The organism is Saccharopolyspora griseoalba (genome assembly GCF_042665275.1).
Lineage (GTDB): Bacteria > Actinomycetota > Actinomycetes > Mycobacteriales > Pseudonocardiaceae > Saccharopolyspora > Saccharopolyspora griseoalba.
Map to the genome: position 1 here is coordinate 64,664 of NZ_JBHTCJ010000002.1, position 16,922 is coordinate 81,585.

Genomic DNA, 16,922 nt, shown 5'->3' on the forward strand with positions numbered 1-16,922 from the left:
CAGCTGCTGCCCGTTCTTCCGGAGGCTCCCCGGTGATGGCCGGATCTACGCCTTGTCCGCTCAAGCGTACCGGGAAGCCGCCACCCGTTTTCACGGGTGTCCGAGCTCACCGGTTCACCGCCCGCTGCGGGGCTTCTCGGCCGCGATGGTCGCGTTCGGGGCGCAGCGCGCGCACGGGGTGAACCCGAGGTCCCTGGCCTCCCGGAGGGTCAGGCCGATGGTGTCGCTGTCACCGACCCACTCGCAGGTGGCCACGTGATAGCGCGGCCGCTCGTCGATCACCACGACCGAGGCGTCCGGATCGGCCGACTCCGCGGCGTTGCTGCGCTCCTGGCCCGGCTCGGCGCCCTGCGGGGTCTTGCGGGCCGGCTTGCGCCTGGACCGCTCGTAGACCAGCAGCGCCGCTCCGAGAGCGCTGGCCAGCAGGGACACCCACGCCAGCCCGGCGCCGCCGCCGAAGACGGCTCCGACCAACGTGACCGCGGCGACCACGGCCAACGCCAGCACGACCAACAGCAACCGACTCATCCCCGATCTTCCACCTCACGCGGCCCTGACGCGCGCAGGCGGCAACGAGTGCGTCGCACCCGCTGCCGCCTGGCGTGCCGGGGAACTCCTGACCGTGAGGTCGTCAGCCCGCTTCGGCTGCCCGAGCCCCGAAGTTGTAGCTCGCGGACTGGCCGGAGGACCGGCCACCGCTGCCGTTGCCGCTCCCGCTGCTGCTCTCCTCGGCGGGTGCGGCGGAGCCGCGGTCCTGAAGCTCGCGGAGCTGGGATTCCAGGTAGGTCTGCAGTCGAGTGCGGTACTCGCGCTCGAAGGTCCGAAGCGTCTCGATCTTCTTCTCGAGCGCGTTCTTCTCGTTGGTGATGTTGCCCATCACCTCGGCGTGCTTGCGCTGCGCATCGCGCTCAAGGCTGGCCGCCTTGTCGCGAGCCTGTCGTTCCAGGGTCTCGGCCCTGGTCCTGGCGTCGTTGAGCATGGTCTCGGCCCGCGTGCGGGACTCGTTGACCATGCTGTCGGACTTCGAACGCGCCTCGGAGAGCAGCTGCTCGGACTTGGTCCGGGCCTCCGAGAGCATTCCGTCGGCCTCCGCCTTGGCCTCACCGGTGAGCCGGTCGGCCATCTCCTGCGCGAGGCCCAGCACCTTGGCGGCCTGCACGTGGTGATCGCCACCGGGGTTGGTCTGCTCGGCGGCGGTCGGCGCCGGAACCGGGGTCAGCCGGCGCGGTTCCTCCGCTGGGGCGGCAGGGGCCGAGGCTGCCTGGGCCGCCTGCGAACGGGCGTCGTCCAGGTCGACCTGGGCGGACTGCAGCTGGCCCTCCAGCTGCTCCACCTGGCTACGCAGGTCGTTGTTCTCCTCAACCAGCCGGGCAAGCTCGGCTTCAACCAGGTCGAGGAATGCGTCCACCTCGTCCTCGTTGTAGCCCCGCTTGCCGATCGGAGGTTTGCTGAACGCGACGTTATGCACGTCTGCGGGGGTCAGGCCCACAAGATCACCTCACGCACTCCTTCGGCAGCTGCGGGTCGGTCGGGTTCCCCGTCACCCGGCCGGTTGCACCAGTCGCATCAGTATGAACACGACCAGCAGCAGCACCATAATCGATAGGTCCAGTCCGACGCCGCCGATCCGGACCGTCGGAATCACCCGACGCACCAACTTTACGGGTGGGTCGGTCACTGTGTAGATGCTCTCCAACGCGATTGCAACCCCCCCGACAGGCCGCCAATCGCGGGCGAACACCCGAACGAGTTCCACCACGATACGGGCCGTGAGCAGCAGCCAGAAGAAGAACAGAACGTAGAAGAGGACGATCTGTACCGGGTTCACGCCCACAACTGTGCCACCACTCACCCGTAGTTGAAAAAGGCCCCCTCCGCGAGCCGCCGCTTGTCCTCGGCCGCGACGTCCACGTTGGGCGGTGAGAGCAAGAACACGCGGTTGGTGACCTTCTCGATCGAACCGCGCATCGCGAAGGCCAGACCTGCGGCGAAGTCGACCAGGCGCTTGGCGTCGGCCTCCTCCATCTCGGTCAGGTTCATGATCACCGGAGTACCGTCGCGGTACTGCTCGCCGATCGTGCGGGCCTCGCTGTAGCTGCGCGGGTGCAACGTTGTGATCTTGCTCAAGTTGAACTGGGTGCCCGTGTCGGTCACCGCCCGCAACCGCGAGACGTTGTCGCTCGAACGGGATCCCTCGTTGTGCGAGGCGCCCCGCGAAACGACCTCGGAGGCCCACTGCCGCCGCTGCCGCGACGGCTCCCTGAACTCCTCGGCGAAGCTCTCCGTCTCGGCGTCCGCGCGGTAGCCGCCACGGGTGCCCACGCGACGTGCGCCGGAGCGCTCGTCGTCGTAGACCTCGTCCTCGTAGTGGTCCCGGTAGGCCAGCTCGTCGCCGTAGTCGTCGACCTCGTCGGCCGGAACCATGCCGAAGTAGGCCTTCAACTTGTGCAAAGCGCTCATCGGCATGCCCTTCCTCTGCGGCTCCCTACACCGAGCACGAGGCGGCCGACCTTCGACCCCCTGTAACGGCTTACGGCGAGATTAACCGCCGTCGCCCGAGCAGCGCGGTTCCGACACGCACCCTGGTCGAGCCGTGGGCAACGGCACTCTCCAGGTCACCCGACATCCCCGCGGATACTTCGACAGCCTCCGGGTGATCGACGCGCAACCGCGCGGCGATCTCCGAAAGTGTGGCAAACGCCACGTCGGGGTCGCCATCCAGGGGAGCGACGGCCATCACGCCCCGCAACCGAAGTTCGCTCGTTGTAGTGATCTTCTCCGCGAGTCGCGGGACGTCGCCGGCGGCGACACCCCCACGACCGGCCGCCTCGTCCAGGTTGACCTGCACCAGCACGTCCAGCGGGCCGCTCCGGTCACCGGCTTCGAGCGCGTTCGCGGTCGCGCGGGCGAGCGCCTGCGCGAGCCGCTCGCTGTCCACCGACTCGACGACGTCGGCCCACCGCGCCACCGAACGCGCCTTGTTCCGCTGCAGCTGACCCACCATGTGCCAGCGCGGCGCGGCCTCCGGGCGCAGCTCGGCGTGCTCGGCGACCTTGCCGCGCGCCTCCTGCTCCCGGTTCTCCGCGAACGAGCGCAGGCCCAGATCGCTCAGCAGCGCGACGTCGGCGGCCGGGAAGTTCTTGGTGACCGCGAGCAGCTCCACCTCGTCCGGGCCGCGCCCGGCGGCCCGGCAGGCCCGCTCGAGCCGATCCCGCACCTGCGCGAGGGATTCCGCGAGCTCCGCGCGGCGCTCCTGCTCGCTCACCGGCGCTCCCCGAGAGATCCACCACGCGTGTTCTTCATCGCACCGATCACGCGTCCTCCTGCTCCATCCAGATCACCGAGGCGAACCGCCCGGTCTTCCCGTCGTCCCTGCGGTGGCTGAACAGCTCGGGGGTCTCCACCGTGCAGCGGGGATCGGCGCCGATCTTGGCGATGCCCACGGCGGCGAGCTGCTCCCACAACCCGGCCCGCAGGTCCAGCCCCGGGGTGCCCTTGCGCGTCTTGCAGGCGCTGCCCGGCAGGTGCTTCTCCACATCGGCCTGCATCTCGGCCGGGACCTCGTAGCACAGCCCGCAGGCGGCCGGGCCCAGCAGCGCCTCGACCTTGCCGAGGTCGGCTCCCGCGTCGCGCATCGACTTCAGCGCGGCCACCAGCACGCCCACCCGCGCGCCCACGCGACCCGCGTGCACCGCGGCGATGACCCCGGCCTCCGGCTCGCCGAGCAGGATCGGCACGCAGTCGGCGGTCAGCGAGATCAGCGCGAGCCCCGGCCGATCGGTCAGCAGCGCGTCGGTGGCCTCCACCGGCTCCGGTTGCGGGCCCTCCACCAGCGTCGCGGTGCGCCCGTGGATCTGCTCCATCCACACCAGGTTCGCGGTGGGCACGCCGATGCCCTCGGCGAGCTTCTCGGTGTTGGCCCGCAGCGCCTCCGGGTCGTCGCCGACCTTGCCGCCCAGGTTGAACGAGTCGAACGGCGCCTTGGAGCTACCGCCCTCCCGCGTGGTGATCACGCGCCGAATCCGCACTTGCTCATCCTCCCGCACAAAAGAATCGACACCGGAAACGTCGCGTTTCCGGTGTCGATTCTCGCTCATGCTCCCGCCGCGCCCCACGGCGCGCCGGGGGTGATCAGCGCCGCATGAACGGCGGGATGTCCACGTCGTCGTCGGAGTCGTCGGACACCGGGACCGGCCGCGAGGGCAGTCCGCTGCCGTGGCGGTTCGGCGTGCTGTTCGCCTGGTACCCGCCCGCCGGGCGGGACGGCACCGAGACGTTCTGCTGACCGGTGGACGAACCGTCGCCGCCGAACAGGCCGGGACGCTGCGCGGAACCGGGCCGGTTCTCCGCCTGCTGCGGCTGCTGCGCCTGCTCCTGCTGCTCGGGCTCGGGCGGCCGGGTCTGGCCGACCGGCTGGCTCGGGGCCGACGGCTGCGGGGCCGGAGCCGCTGGCTGCGGGCTCGGCGCGGCCTGCTGCTCGGGCTGCGCGGGCGCCTGCTGCGGGGCCGCCGGTGCGCTCGGCGCCGCGGGGGCGCTGGGCGCGGCCGGGGCCTGCTGGGTCTGCGCGGGCTCGGTGCGCGCGGTCGCGCCGCCGTCCTCCGATTCGGCCGACTTGTCCGGCTTCGGCGCGCCCTCGACCTCGTCGCGGCCGCCGACCCGGGTCGGCTCCAGCTTCTTGTGCGTCGGCGTGCCCGAGTCGAATCCCGCGGCGATCACCGTCACCCGCACCTCGTCGCCGAGCGAGTCGTCGATGACCGTACCGAAGATGATGTTGGCCTCGGGGTGCGCGGACTCCTGGACCAGCGAGGCGGACTCGTTGATCTCGAACAGCCCGAGGTCCGAACCGCCCGCGATGGCCAGCAGCACCCCGTGCGCGCCCTCCATGGACGCCTCCAGCAGCGGCGAGTTGATCGCCTTCTGGGCGGCTTCCACCGCTCTGCCATCACCTCTCGCCGAGCCGATGCCCATCAAGGCGCTGCCCGCCCCGGACATGACGCTCTTGACGTCGGCGAAGTCCAGGTTGATCAGACCCGGCGTGGTGATCAGGTCGGTGATGCCCTGAACACCCGACAGCAGCACCTCGTCGGCGGACCGGAAGGCGTCCATCAGGCTCACCCCGATGTCGCCGAGCTGCAGCAGCCGGTCGTTCGGGATGACGATCAGGGTGTCGCAGCAGTCGCGCAGCTCCTTGATGCCCTGCTCGGCCTGGGACGCGCGGCGCTTGCCCTCGAAGGAGAACGGCCGGGTCACCACGCCGATGGTCAGCGCACCGAGCTTGCGGGCGATGTTGGCCACCACCGGGGCACCGCCGGTGCCGGTGCCGCCGCCCTCGCCGGCGGTCACGAACACCATGTCGGCGCCCTTGAGGACCTCCTCGATCTCCTCCGCGTGGTCCTCGGCGGCCTTGTGGCCGACCTCCGGTGCGGCACCGGCCCCGAGACCGCGGGTGAGCTCCCGCCCGATGTCGAGCTTGACGTCGGCATCGGACATCAGCAGGGCCTGCGCGTCGGTGTTCACCGCGATGAACTCGACGCCCTTGAGCCCGACCTCGATCATGCGGTTCACGGCGTTGACGCCGCCGCCACCGATGCCGACGACTTTGATCACCGCGAGATAGTTGTGCGGGGGCGTCATCGGATCCGCCTTCCTGATCGTGGCTGGTGTGCTCTTCCCATCGACCGCCGGGACGGCCGCTGAGCCGGTGCCGCGAGCGCGGCTCCCCCTGGTCGCCGACGCGGAATCCGATTTGCCGCCGAACCCACGCCCGATCCGGACCGTAGGCGCGATTGCGCCCCGGAGTCCAGCAGCCACGCCGGTTTCGGCAGCGGGTGTGTTGCGTCCACCTCGAAGTTTCCGCCTCAGACCTCGCTCAGCGGGTCCGTCCGGCACATCGCGGACGAGCCCAGTCTTTCCTCCCCTTGCGGTGAACACGTCGCGAACGTGATCTCCACGGCCAACACCGTACCTGGCCACCTCCTTCCCCGGTCGAGGTACTCGCGGTGGGAAAGCGCTGGGAAACCGGACCGCGGATGTCGTGATTGGCCGTCATCCTCGTTCTCGGGACCGATCGAGCGGAGGTTTTCAGCCATGCCAGCGGAATTGCGGGAGAAGGTCGCCTTGGTGGCGGGTGCGACGCGCGGCGCGGGCCGCGGGATCGCGGTCGCACTCGGCGAGGCGGGCGCGACGGTGTACTGCACGGGACGCACGACGCGGCAGCGGCGCTCGGACTACGACCGGCCGGAGACCATTGAGGACACCGCGGAGCTCGTCGACGCCGCGGGCGGGAACGGGATCGCGGTGCGGGTGGACCACACCGATCCGGCGCAGGTGCGCGACCTGGTGGCGCGCGTCCGAGCCGAGCGGGGGCGACTCGACGTGCTGGTCAACGACCTCGGCGGCGAGCACCTGATGGACTGGCGCAAGCCGATCTGGGAGCACGACCTGGACAAGGGGCTGCGACGCCTGCGCACCGGGATCGAGGCGCACATGATCACCAGCCACTTCGCGCTCGACCTGCTCCGCGAGCGCCCCGGTGGGCTCGTCGTGGAGCTCACCGACGGCACCCAGGAGGTCAACGAGCGCTGGTACCGCGCCGACTGCGGCGCCTTCTTCGACGTCACCAAGCACGCCGCGCACCGGATCGCCCGCGCCCAGGGCGAGGAGCTGGCTCCCTTCGGCGGGACCGCGGTGTCGTTGTCCCCCGGCTGGTTGCGCTCGGAGATGATGCTCGACGAGTTCGGGGCGACCGAGGAGGACTGGTGGACCTCCGAGACCGCTCCGGAGGGCTTCGGCATCTCCGAATCACCCGCCTACGTGGGCCGCGCGGTCGTCGCGCTCGCCACCGACCCGGAGGTGTCGCGCTGGAACACCCGGTCGCTGTCCAGCGGGCAGCTGGCCAAGGTCTACGGCTTCACCGACCTCGACGGCTCGCAGCCGGACGCCTGGAGCTACATCGCCGAGGTGGAGTGGTCCGGCGGTCGAGGTGATCCGGCCGACTACCGGTAGAGCGCGGCGAACCGCTCGGCGGCGGCCGCGAGGTCCTGGCGCAGCGTGTCCGGGGCCAGGACCTCGACTTCCGGACCGATCCCGAGGAACTGGTCGAAGGCGATCTCGAGGGATTCGACCCGCAGGGCGGTCCGCACCCGACCGTCGGCGTCGGGAGGACCGGCGGCCCGCTCGGCCTGCCGGGCGGCGGTGGCGTCGGAGGTGGCGGCCAGCTTGCGCAGCCCGGCGGGGCTGATCCGCAGCTCCACGACCTCGGTGAGCAGCGAGTCGGCGAACTCGGCGCAGGTGCGCTCCCAGAACTCGGCCAGCTCGAAGGACTCGTCGCGGGCGAACCCCTCCCCCACTTCGAGGTCGGCGAACCGGTCCACCCGGTAGGTCAGGAACCTCCCGCCTCGCCGCGCGGCGAGGTACCAGACGCCCGCTTTGAGCACGAGCCCGTGGGGCTCCAGCTCGCGCCGGACGAGCCGGTCCCCGCGCCGGTACTCGGCGATGACGCGCAGCTCGCGCCACACCGCGCGGCTGAGCTCCGGCAGCACCTCGGGGGTGGCGACCTCCCGGAACCAGCGGGGCGCGTCGAGGTGGAAGCGCCCGCCGACGCGGTCCGGCGCGTCCCGGAACGGCGGGGCGAGCGCCGCGGCGGTCTTGCGCCGGGCGGTTTCCGCGGCCTCGCCGAGCCCGAGCTCGGCGGCGACCCCGGGCACTCCGGCCAGGAAGAGCGCCACGGCCTCGTCGCGGTGCAGGCCGGTGAGCTCGGAGCGGTAGCCGCCCAGCAGCCGGTACCCGCCGATCCTCCCGCGCTCGGCGTACACCGGCACCCCGGCCTCGGCCAGCGCGAGCACGTCGCGGGCCACGGTCCGCTCGGAGACCTCCAGCTCGCGCGCCAGCTCGGGCCCGGTCATGGCACCCCGGACCTGCAGCAGCGACAGCAGCGAAACCAGCCGAGCAGCCCGCACGTCGCGACCCTAAGGCACCGGGCCGACATGCCCGCGCCGGCGAGCGCGCGGAGCCGCCTGCCCCGCTCCCGCGCTCACGCGAAGTGCGGCGGGCCGCCCTGCGCGGCTCGCCGGGCGGCGTCCTGGTCGAGCAGGAAGTCCGGGCGCTGGGGTTCGTCGTCGTAGTCGCGGTGGAAGACCGGGGTGAGCGAGCCGGACATCGGCGGGACGATCCAGGTCCAGTCGACCGGGCACTTGCGACCCGCGGACTCCTCCCTGCGCAGGTGGGTGAGGAAGCGCTCGGACTCGGTGTGGTGGTCGGTGATGGTCACCCCGGCCGCGGCGTAGGAGTGCAGCACCGCGCGGTTGAGCTCCACCAGCGCGCGGTCCTTCCACAGGCTCTTCTCCGTGGAGGTGTCCAGGCCCAGGCGCTCGGCCACGACCGGGATCAGGTCGTAGCGGGCGGTGTCGCCGAAGTTGCGGGCGCCGATCTCGGTGCCCATGTACCAGCCGTTGAACGGCGCCGCCGGGTAGGAGACCCCGCCCAGGGTCAGCCGCATGTGGCTGATCACCGGGACCGCGTGCCAGCGCAGGCCCAGCTCGGCGAACCACGGCAGCTCGGGGTGGGTGATCGGCACCTCCTGGACCACCTCCGGGGGCAGCGCGAACATGTGCGGCCCCTCCTCGGCGGTCTCCACCACCAGCGGGAGCACGTCGAAGGCCGTCGGCTCGCCCGGCGGGCGCCAGCCGAAACCGGCCACCGCCTCGGTGAACCGGGCGTAGCGCGGGTCGCCGAGCACCGAGCCGTCGGCGCGCCGGTGCCCGGCGTAGCGGATCAGCTGCTCGTTCCAGATGCGCGGGGCGGGGCGCTGCGGCGTCTCCGGCGGGAACACGCTGATCACCGGGCGGATCTTGCCGCCGTTGGTGGCCATCCGCAGGTGCTGCGCGCAGTGCGCGGCCACGCCTCCGGCGGTGTGCACGTCGCGCAGGTCGCGGACCTTGAGGCTGCGCCAGTACAACCGGCCGATGCAGCGCGCGCTGTTGCGCCAGGCGACCCGGGCGCCGAAGGCCAGCTCCTCGGCGGTGTGCCGGTAAGTGCCGACGGTTTCGACCTCGTAGCGCATCCGCGCCAGGCGCGGCTCGACCGGACCGGCCCCCGGGTTCTCGGCGTGGAACAGGCGCAGGAACTCCTCGGCCTCGGCCACGTCGACCGGATCGGCCGAGCGGGCGGGCGCTGCGGGAGGGCGGACCGGCCGCAGCCGGCGCGTCTGCTGCGTCGCCGCGGACGCGCCGGAGAAGAAAGCCTCCGGTGCCTGACCACTGACCCTGAACACGCTGCACACGTTAGCGCGACCGGGTGCCGCCGCGGCGGGTAGTCCGGAAACCGGGGCCGGTCAGCGGACGGTCGGGAGTTCGGGCGTCGTGACGTCGTAGACCTTGCCGGGACGCGTCAGCAGCGGCCGGAGGATCGCGGCCTTGCGCTCGCCCTCCTTGAGCGAGCCCCACTCGACCACCCGATCGCCGGTGAGCCGCAGCCGCACCGAGCCCGGCTCGGGCGCCAGGACCGCGGTCACCTCGCGGCGAACCTGCTCGGTCAGCCCGTTGAGCACCTTCAGCGCGGCGGCGGTCGCCGCTCCGTCCACTTCGGGCACTCGCAGCTCCGGGACGCCGGCGGGCGGCTTCGGAGCGGTCTCGAAGGCCACGCCCTGCGAATCGACCAGGCGCACCCCGCCGGGCGCGCGGAAGTAGACCGCCGGGGTGCGCTCGGTGATCTCGACGCGCACCGTGGAAGGCCAGTCCAGCATCACCTCGGAGTCGGCGACCTTGGGAAGCTTGCCCAGCCGTTCCTGCACGTCCCCGGCGTCGACCTGCAGCATCGCGGTGCCCGGCGGGATCTGCGCGGCGCGCAGGACCTCGTCGTCGGACAGCGTCGGGTTGCCCTCGACCCGGACGTCGCGCACCCCGAGCAGCGGCGAGAAGTACAGCACCAGCACCACGACGGTCACCACCGCCATCAGCGCGGGCAGCACCCAGCGGCGGGACGGCGGCGAGGCGCGCTCCGGGCGGCGGCGGGTGCTGCGCCGCCCGGGACGCTCGGCCGCTCCGGTGCGCGTCGAGGTCACCCTCAGACCTCCTCCGAGGTGCCGGTCGTGCGCTCGATCTCGGAGAGGATCTCCGGACCGAGCATGGTCACATCGCCCGCGCCCATGGTCAGCACCAGGTCACCGGGCCTGGCCAGCGCGGCCACCGCCGGTCCCGCGTCGGTGAACGAGGGCTCGAAGTGCACCTTGTCGGCGGGCAGCTCGACCTGCTCGGAGATCAGCTTGCCGGTCACGCCGGGCTGCGGGTCCTCCCGCGCGCCGTAGACGTCGAGCACCACGACCTCGTCGGCCAGGCCCAGCGCCTCGGCGAACTCGCCGGCGAAGGCCGCGGTGCGGGAGAACAGGTGCGGCTGGAAGACCACGACCAGCCTGCCCGACCCGGCGACCGGTCGCGCGGCGCGCAGCTGCGCCTCCACCTCGGTCGGGTGGTGGGCGTAGTCGTCGTAGACGGTGACCCCGCCTGCCCGGCCCTTGAACTCGAAGCGGCGCCGCACGCCGCCGAAGGCGGCCAGGCCCTCCATCAGGCCCTCCAGCGGGGCGCCGAGCTCCAGCCCGGCCAGCAGCGCGGCGACGGCGTTGCCCGCCATGTGCTCGCCGGGCACCGCGACGTGCACGTCGATCGGATCCGGTCCGCGTCCGACCAGCTCGACGGCGACCACGCCGACCCCGTGCTCGGCCCGGTAGCCGCGCAGCCGCGCATCGCCCTCGGCCGGGGCGTTCGCGCCGTAGCGGCGCACCCGCACGCCCCGGTTCTCGGCGAGCTCGGCGAGCTCGGCCGCGCCCGGGTCGTCGGAGTTGGCGATGAGCACGCCGCCGGGCGCGATGCGGCCGACGAAGTCCTCGAAGACCTCGGTGTAGGCCTCGGCGGTGCCGTGGTGGTCGAGGTGGTCCGGCTCGACGTTGGTCACCACCGCCACCGACGGGGCGAAGACCAGGAAGGAGCCGTCGCTCTCGTCGGCCTCGGCCACGAAGACGCCGCCGTCGCCGTGGTGGGCGTTGGCGCCGGAGTCGTTGAGGTCGCCGCCGATGGCGAACGACGGGTCCATCCGGCAGTGCTGCAGCGCCACCGTGAGCATCGAGGTCGTGGAGGTCTTGCCGTGGGTGCCCGCCACGCAGGCGACCCGGTGGTCGTCCATCAGCGCGGCCAGCGCCTCGGCGCGGCGCAGCACCGTGATCCCGCGCTCCTCGGCCGCGACCAGCTCCGGGTTGTCCTGCCGGATGGCGGTGGAAACCACCACCGCGGTGGGGGTTTCGGGCAGCAGGTCGAGGTTCTCGCCCCCGTGGCCGATGCCGATGCGCGCGCCCTGCGCGCGCAGCGCCAGCACGGTGCGCGAGTCGCGCGCGTCGGAGCCGGAGACCTGGCCGCCGCGGGCCAGCAGGATGCGGGCGATGCCGCTCATCCCGGCACCCCCGATGCCCACCAGGTGCACCCTGGCGAGCAGATCATCCCCGTGAGTCGTGGTCATCGTCCGGCTACCTCCAGCACGATCCGGGCCAGCACCTGGTCGGCTTCCCGGTGCCCGCTGCCCATGGTGGCCCGGCTCATCGCCTGCAGCCGGGGGGCGTCCAGCGCGAGCGGGATGATCTCGTCGATGACCCGCTGCGGGGTGGTCTCCTCGTCGGAGATCAGCCGGGCTCCTCCCGCGGAGACCACCGGCTGCGCGTTGAGCGCCTGCTCGCCGTTGCCGTGCGGCAGCGGGACGAACACCGCGGGCAGGCCGACCGCCGAGACCTCGGCGACGGTCATCGCGCCGGAGCGGCACACCACCAGGTCGGCGGCGGCGTAGGCCAGGTCCATCCGCTCCAGGTAGGGCACCGTGCGGTAGACCGGCGCGGCCGGGACCTGCTGGATGGCCACGCTGTTCTTCGGCCCGTGCGCGTGCAGCACGCCGATGCCCGCGCGGCCCAGCGCCTCGGCGGCGCCGGAGAAGGCGGTGTTGAGCGTCTGGGCGCCCTGCGAACCGCCGAAGACCAGCACGGTCGGCGCGTGCGGGTGCAGCCCGAAGAACTGGCGGGCCTGCATGCGCAGCTGCCAGCGGTCCAGCGTGGTGATCGACTCGCGCAGCGGGATGCCGATGGTCTGCGCCCCGGACAGGCCGCTGTCCGGGGTCGCCGAGAGCACCCGGGCGGCGAACTTCGCACCGACCTTGTTGGCCAGCCCGGCGCGGGCGTTGGCCTCGTGCACCACGATCGGCGTCCGTCCGCGGGCGGCGAGGTAGGCGGGCAGCGACACGTAGCCGCCGAAGCCGACGACGACGTCCGCGCCGACCTTGTCCAGCACCTCGCGGGTCTGCTTGACCGACTCGCGCACCTTCAGCGGCAGCTTGAGCATGTCGGCGTTGGGCTTGCGGGGCATCGGCACCGGCGGGATCAGCTCCAGCGGGTAGCCGCGCTGCGGCACCAGCCGGTTCTCCAGCCCGCGCTCGGTGCCCAGGGCGGTCACCCGGGCGTCCGGCCGCAACCTGCGGACCGCGTCGGCCAGCGCCAGCGCCGGCTCGACGTGCCCGGCGGTGCCACCACCGGCCACGACCACCGACAACGGCTTGCGTCCCATGGGAGCGCCGTAGGGCTGGCCGACCGCGTTCATGCGGACCGTCTCGTCCCCGCTCAACGGTGTCCTCCTCGTGTTTGCGCCCGGGGCCCGGGCCCGCTGCGCGCGCCTCGCGCGCGGGTCTGTGCACCGCTCCGGGCTGTCGTGGACCGTTGCCGTCCAGGCGCGCCGGAGCTCTTCGCACCGGGCCTCGTGCTCGGGGCCGGCCGGGAGGGCCGCCGTCGCGCCGGTGGCCGGTACGGCTCCGGGGTGGGCAGGCGCAGCAGCTTGCCGACCCGCCCCGGCCCCAGAGACCGTAGCGCGGCGATGGCTTCGGGCTCGTGCCGGGCGAAGTTCGCCAGCAGACCGAACACGATCATGCTGGTGACCACCGACGAGCCACCGGAGGAGATCAGCGGCAGGGGCAGCCCGGTGGTGGGCAGCAGGCCGACCACGTAGCCGATGTTGATCACCGCCTGGCCGACCAGCCAGGTCGTCAGGGTCGCCGCGACCAGCCGGATGTAGGGGTCGGTGTTGCGGAAGGCGATGCGCATCCCGACGTAGGCGGTCGTGCCGTAGAGCATCAGCACCACGGCGCACCCGATGAAGCCGAGCTCCTCGCCGATCACCGCGAAGATGAAGTCGTTGTGCACGTTGGGCAGGTACTGCCACTTCGACCAGCCCTGCCCGAGCCCGCGGCCGAACAACCCGCCGTCGGCGAGCGCGTACAGCGCCTGCATCGCCTGGTAGCCGTTGCCGGTCGGGTCGTTGGTCGGGTTGAGGAAGCTGGTGAGCCGCGCCATCCGGTAGGGCTCGATCACCGCGAGCACCACACCGCCGGTGACCGCACCGAGCACGATCACCAGGAACAGCCGCAGCGGAGCTCCGGCGAACCACAGCAGCGCCAGCAGCACCACGAACAGCGTGATCGTCGACCCCAGGTCGGGCTGCAGCATCACCAGCGCGCACATCAGCAGCGCGGCGGGCACCACCGGCACCAGCAGGTGGCGGTACTGGCTGAGCAGGCCCCGCTTGGTGACCAGCACGTGCGCGCCCCACAGCGCGAAGGCGATCTTGGCGAACTCCACCGGCTGGAAGGACACGCCGCCCACGTAGAACCAGCTGCGCGCGCCGTTGAGCTCGGTGCCCAGCGGGGTGAGCACCAGCACCAGCATCAGCAGGCAGGCCACCAGCAGCGGGAAGCTCAGCCAGCGCAGCACCCGCACCGGCATCCGAAGCCCGGCGTAGAACAGCACCAGACCGCCCAGCACGTACATGACCTGCTTGCCGAACACGCTGTAGGACGTGCCGGCCTGGTTGAACGAGTCCACGCTGGACGCGGACAGCACCATCACCAGCCCGAACACGGTGAGCAGGCCGCACACGGCCAGCAGCAGGTGGAACGAGGCCAGCGGGCGGGTCAGCCACGCGGTGAGCGGGGACAGCAGCCCCACTCCGGTGCGCTTGCGCGGGCCGCGCGCGGCGGCTTGCTTCGTCGCGGAGGTCAACTCGAGATCACCCGCCGTGGGCGATCGCCGAGTTCTCGGCCAGCACCGACGTCACCGCTGCGGCGAACGCCCGCCCGCGGTGGGCGTAGTCGGTGAACATGTCCATCGACGCGGCGGCCGGGGCGAGCAGCACCACCGTGCCGGGCCGCGCGAAGTCGTGCGCCAGGCGGACCGCTTCCAGCATGCCCGCATCGTCCCCCGATCCGACCTCGCGCACCGGCACATCTGGCGCGTGTCGGCCGAGTGCGGTAGAGAACTCCGCCCGGTCCCGGCCGATGAGCACCGCCGCCGCGATCCGGTCGGCGTTGTCGGCGACGAGCTGGTCCACGTCCGCGCCCTTGAGCAGCCCGCCGGCGATCCACACGACGCGCTCGTGCGCGCGCAGCGCGGCGTCGGCCGCGTGCGGGTTGGTCGCCTTGGAATCGTCCACGTAGGACACCCCGGCGGACTCGGCGACGACCACCGAGCGGTGCGCGCCGGGCTGGAAGGCCCGCAGGCCCTCGGCGACCGCTTCCGGCGGCACGCCGTGGGCGCGGGCCAGCGCCGCCGCGGCCAGCGCGTTGGCCAGGTTGTGCGGACCACCCGGGTGCACGTCGGACACCGCGGCCAGCACGACGTCCTCGCCGAACGCGCGGTCCAGCAGGTCCGATCCGGACACCCCGAGCTGACCCCGGCCGGGCTCGCCGAGGGTGAACGAGACCCGCGACCGGCCGCTGCCCGCGGCCAGCCGGGACGACCACTCGTCGTCGGCGTTGGCCACCGCGACCTCGTTGCCCGCGAAGATCTTGCCCTTGGCCGCGCCGTAGGACTCCAGCGAGCCGTGCCAGTCGAGGTGGTCGTCGGCCAGGTTGAGCACCACGGCGGCCTCCGGGCGCAGGGCCCGCTGCCAGTGCAGCTGGAAGCTGGAGAGCTCCACCGCGAGCACCCGGTTGCCCGCGCGGACCGCGTCCACCACCGGCAGCCCGACGTTCCCGCAGGCCACCACGTCGACGCCCGCGGCGCGCAGGACGGACTCCAGCATGGTGACGGTGGTGGTCTTGCCGTTGGTCCCGGTCACCGCCAGCCAGGTCGACGGGCCCTCGGACTTCTCCTGGTCCAGCCACCAGGCCAGCTCGACCTCGCCGATCACCTCGACCCCGGCGGCGGCCGAGGCCGCCAGCAGCGGGGCGTCGGTGCGCCAACCGGGACTGGTCACCACCAGGTCGGTGCCCTCCGGCGGCTCGTCGAGCCCGGGCACCAGCTCCGCGCCCTGGGCCTGCAGGGACGCCAGCGCCGCCAACCGGTCCGCCGAGGCGTCGGTCACCGTGACCGCGGCCCCGACCGCCAGCAGCGCCTCCGCGGCCGACCGCCCGGACACCCCGGCCCCGGCAACCAGCACCCGCAACCCCCGGTACCGGCTCCCAGCCACTGCGCCTCCCGATTCCATCGTCGTCGTCAACGCGGCGAAGCCGCTCCCCCAGCCTATGCATCCAAGAGCGCGAAGCCGGACCCGCACCGGTTTGTCGGGACGACGCCCCGCGTGGCGGCGGAACCGCTCGCCCGGCCCGGACACCCGCAGCCGCGAAGCCCGACCCGCGCCGAACCCGAGTCGTCGCAACGGCGAAGCCGTTAGCCCACCCGAGCAACCGGCACCGCCGCGGGTTCTGAGCGGCTTCGTGGCGAGGACGGCCTCGGCGCCGTGCATTGGACGTACATGCGCCGAGGCACCCGCAGTCCACGGAACCGCTCAGGTTCCGCTACCCGCACCGCCAGGCACGCCGACCACGAACATCGATCACCGAGCCAGCGCCAGCCAGTCGGCGTAGAAGAGTCCGACGCCGAACATGCAGCTGATCCCGGCCAGCACCCAGAACCGGATGATGACCGTGGTCTCGGCCCACCCGGCGAGCTCGAAGTGGTGGTGGAACGGAGCCATCCGGAAGAGCCTGCGGCGCGTGGTCCGGAAGACCACGATCTGCATGACCACCGACAGCGCCTCGACCACGAACACGCCGCCGATGATGACCATCAGCAGCTCGGTGCGGGTGACCATGGACAGACCGGCCAGCAGGCCGCCGATGGCCAGCGAACCGGTGTCGCCCATGAAGATCTTCGCGGGAGCGGCGTTCCACCACAGGAACCCGACGCAGGCGGCCATCGCCGCCGCCGCGACCACCGCGATGTCCAGCGGGTCGCGCACCGTGTAGCAGCCGGGCGCCGGGCCGGACTCGGCGAAGCAGTCGTTGCGCAGCTGCCAGAACGACACCAGCACGTAGGTCGCCAGCACCATGGCGGCGGTGCCGCCGGCGAGGCCGTCCATGCCGTCGGTGAAGTTGACCGCGTTGGACCAGCCGGAGATCGCCACGTAGGCGAAGATCACGAAGCCGATCGCGCCGAAGGAGATCACCGTGATGTCGCGCAGGAACGACAGGTCCACCGAGGCGGGCGTGACGCCGTTGCGGTTCGGGAACTGGATGGCCAGGATCGCGAACAGCACCGAGGCGACCAGCTGGCCGACCAGCTTGGCGGTCTTGTTCAGGCCCAGGTTGCGCTGCTTGCGGATCTTGATGAAGTCGTCCAGGAAGCCGACGATGCCCAGCGCCGTGGTCAGCCCCAGCACCAGCAGCCCGCTGGCCGTCGGCGTGTCGCCGAGCACCAGGTGGGTGACCAGGTAGCCGGCCCACATGGCCACCAGGATGGCCATGCCGCCCATCGTCGGGGTGCCGCGCTTGGCCGAGTGCTGGCCCTGCACCTCCTCGCGGATCTCCTGGCCGAAGCCCTGCTTGGAGAACAAGCGGATCAGGTAGGGCGTGAACAGGATCGACACGACGAGCGCCACCGCGGCGGCGATCAGGATCGGTTTCAC

General features: G+C 72.3%; 16 protein-coding genes. 1 reads left to right on the forward strand and 15 read right to left on the reverse strand.

The features are described from left to right. Window positions 1-114: 114 nt before the first annotated feature. From ACFQRI_RS04435 to ftsZ, 7 genes are all read right to left on the reverse strand, one after another. Window positions 115-528, reverse strand: a complete 414-nt coding sequence (locus ACFQRI_RS04435) for a hypothetical protein (RefSeq protein WP_380664715.1) — start codon at window positions 526-528, stop codon at window positions 115-117. 103 nt (window positions 529-631) lie between these two features. Further along, entirely contained in the window at window positions 632-1,489 is an 858-nt protein-coding gene (gene wag31, locus ACFQRI_RS04440; RefSeq protein ID WP_380664717.1) for a DivIVA-like cell division protein Wag31, read from the reverse strand. Window positions 1,490-1,540: 51 nt separating this feature from the next. Then, window positions 1,541-1,828, reverse strand: coding sequence for a YggT family protein (locus tag ACFQRI_RS04445; RefSeq protein ID WP_093413156.1), 288 nt, complete (start codon window positions 1,826-1,828; stop codon window positions 1,541-1,543). A 20-nt stretch (window positions 1,829-1,848) separates the two neighbouring features. Further along, complete coding sequence (locus ACFQRI_RS04450; RefSeq protein WP_380664720.1) at window positions 1,849-2,460, reverse strand: cell division protein SepF; 612 nt, start codon at window positions 2,458-2,460, stop codon at window positions 1,849-1,851. 70 nt (window positions 2,461-2,530) lie between these two features. Further along, window positions 2,531-3,265, reverse strand: coding sequence for a YggS family pyridoxal phosphate-dependent enzyme (locus ACFQRI_RS04455; protein WP_380664722.1), 735 nt, complete (start codon window positions 3,263-3,265; stop codon window positions 2,531-2,533). 46 nt (window positions 3,266-3,311) lie between these two features. Continuing rightward, complete coding sequence (pgeF, locus tag ACFQRI_RS04460) at window positions 3,312-4,028, reverse strand: peptidoglycan editing factor PgeF (protein WP_380664724.1); 717 nt, start codon at window positions 4,026-4,028, stop codon at window positions 3,312-3,314. A 103-nt stretch (window positions 4,029-4,131) separates the two neighbouring features. Next, window positions 4,132-5,634, reverse strand: a complete 1,503-nt coding sequence (gene ftsZ / locus ACFQRI_RS04465) for a cell division protein FtsZ (RefSeq protein WP_380664726.1) — start codon at window positions 5,632-5,634, stop codon at window positions 4,132-4,134. Window positions 5,635-6,087: 453 nt separating this feature from the next. Here ftsZ and ACFQRI_RS04470 point away from each other — a divergent pair, with 453 nt between their 5' ends. Then, window positions 6,088-7,005, forward strand: coding sequence for an SDR family oxidoreductase (locus tag ACFQRI_RS04470; RefSeq protein WP_380664728.1), 918 nt, complete (start codon window positions 6,088-6,090; stop codon window positions 7,003-7,005). Here the strand turns inward: ACFQRI_RS04470 and ACFQRI_RS04475 are convergent. The 8 genes from ACFQRI_RS04475 to mraY form a co-directional block, all read right to left on the reverse strand. After that, a complete protein-coding gene (locus ACFQRI_RS04475) occupies window positions 6,996-7,958 on the reverse strand; it encodes a helix-turn-helix transcriptional regulator (protein ID WP_380664730.1) in 963 nt (320 codons plus the stop codon). The two genes, ACFQRI_RS04470 and ACFQRI_RS04475, sit on opposite strands and share 10 nt — an antisense overlap. Window positions 7,959-8,032: 74 nt before the next feature. Beyond that, window positions 8,033-9,271, reverse strand: a complete 1,239-nt coding sequence (locus ACFQRI_RS04480) for a nitric oxide synthase oxygenase (protein ID WP_380664732.1) — start codon at window positions 9,269-9,271, stop codon at window positions 8,033-8,035. A gap of 60 nt (window positions 9,272-9,331) precedes the next feature. Then, window positions 9,332-10,060: a cell division protein FtsQ/DivIB gene (locus ACFQRI_RS04485; protein WP_380664734.1), complete on the reverse strand. Its 729-nt coding sequence runs from the start codon at window positions 10,058-10,060 to the stop codon at window positions 9,332-9,334. A 2-nt stretch (window positions 10,061-10,062) separates the two neighbouring features. Then, window positions 10,063-11,505 carry a UDP-N-acetylmuramate--L-alanine ligase gene (gene murC, locus ACFQRI_RS04490; RefSeq protein WP_380664736.1) on the reverse strand — a complete coding sequence of 481 codons (1,443 nt, stop codon included), beginning with the start codon at window positions 11,503-11,505 and terminating at the stop codon, window positions 10,063-10,065. Further along, window positions 11,502-12,626: an undecaprenyldiphospho-muramoylpentapeptide beta-N-acetylglucosaminyltransferase gene (murG, locus tag ACFQRI_RS04495; protein WP_380665535.1), complete on the reverse strand. Its 1,125-nt coding sequence runs from the start codon at window positions 12,624-12,626 to the stop codon at window positions 11,502-11,504. The genes murC and murG overlap by 4 nt, the downstream gene beginning before the upstream one ends. A 20-nt stretch (window positions 12,627-12,646) precedes the next feature. After that, complete coding sequence (ftsW, locus tag ACFQRI_RS04500; protein WP_380664738.1) at window positions 12,647-14,077, reverse strand: putative lipid II flippase FtsW; 1,431 nt, start codon at window positions 14,075-14,077, stop codon at window positions 12,647-12,649. A 7-nt stretch (window positions 14,078-14,084) separates the two neighbouring features. After that, window positions 14,085-15,485 (reverse strand): UDP-N-acetylmuramoyl-L-alanine--D-glutamate ligase, encoded by a 1,401-nt coding sequence (gene murD, locus ACFQRI_RS04505; RefSeq protein ID WP_380664740.1) that lies wholly within the window; start codon window positions 15,483-15,485, stop codon window positions 14,085-14,087. A gap of 366 nt (window positions 15,486-15,851) precedes the next feature. After that, on the reverse strand, window positions 15,852-16,922 hold the full coding sequence (gene mraY, locus ACFQRI_RS04510) for a phospho-N-acetylmuramoyl-pentapeptide-transferase (RefSeq protein ID WP_380664742.1): 1,071 nt from the start codon (window positions 16,920-16,922) through the stop codon (window positions 15,852-15,854).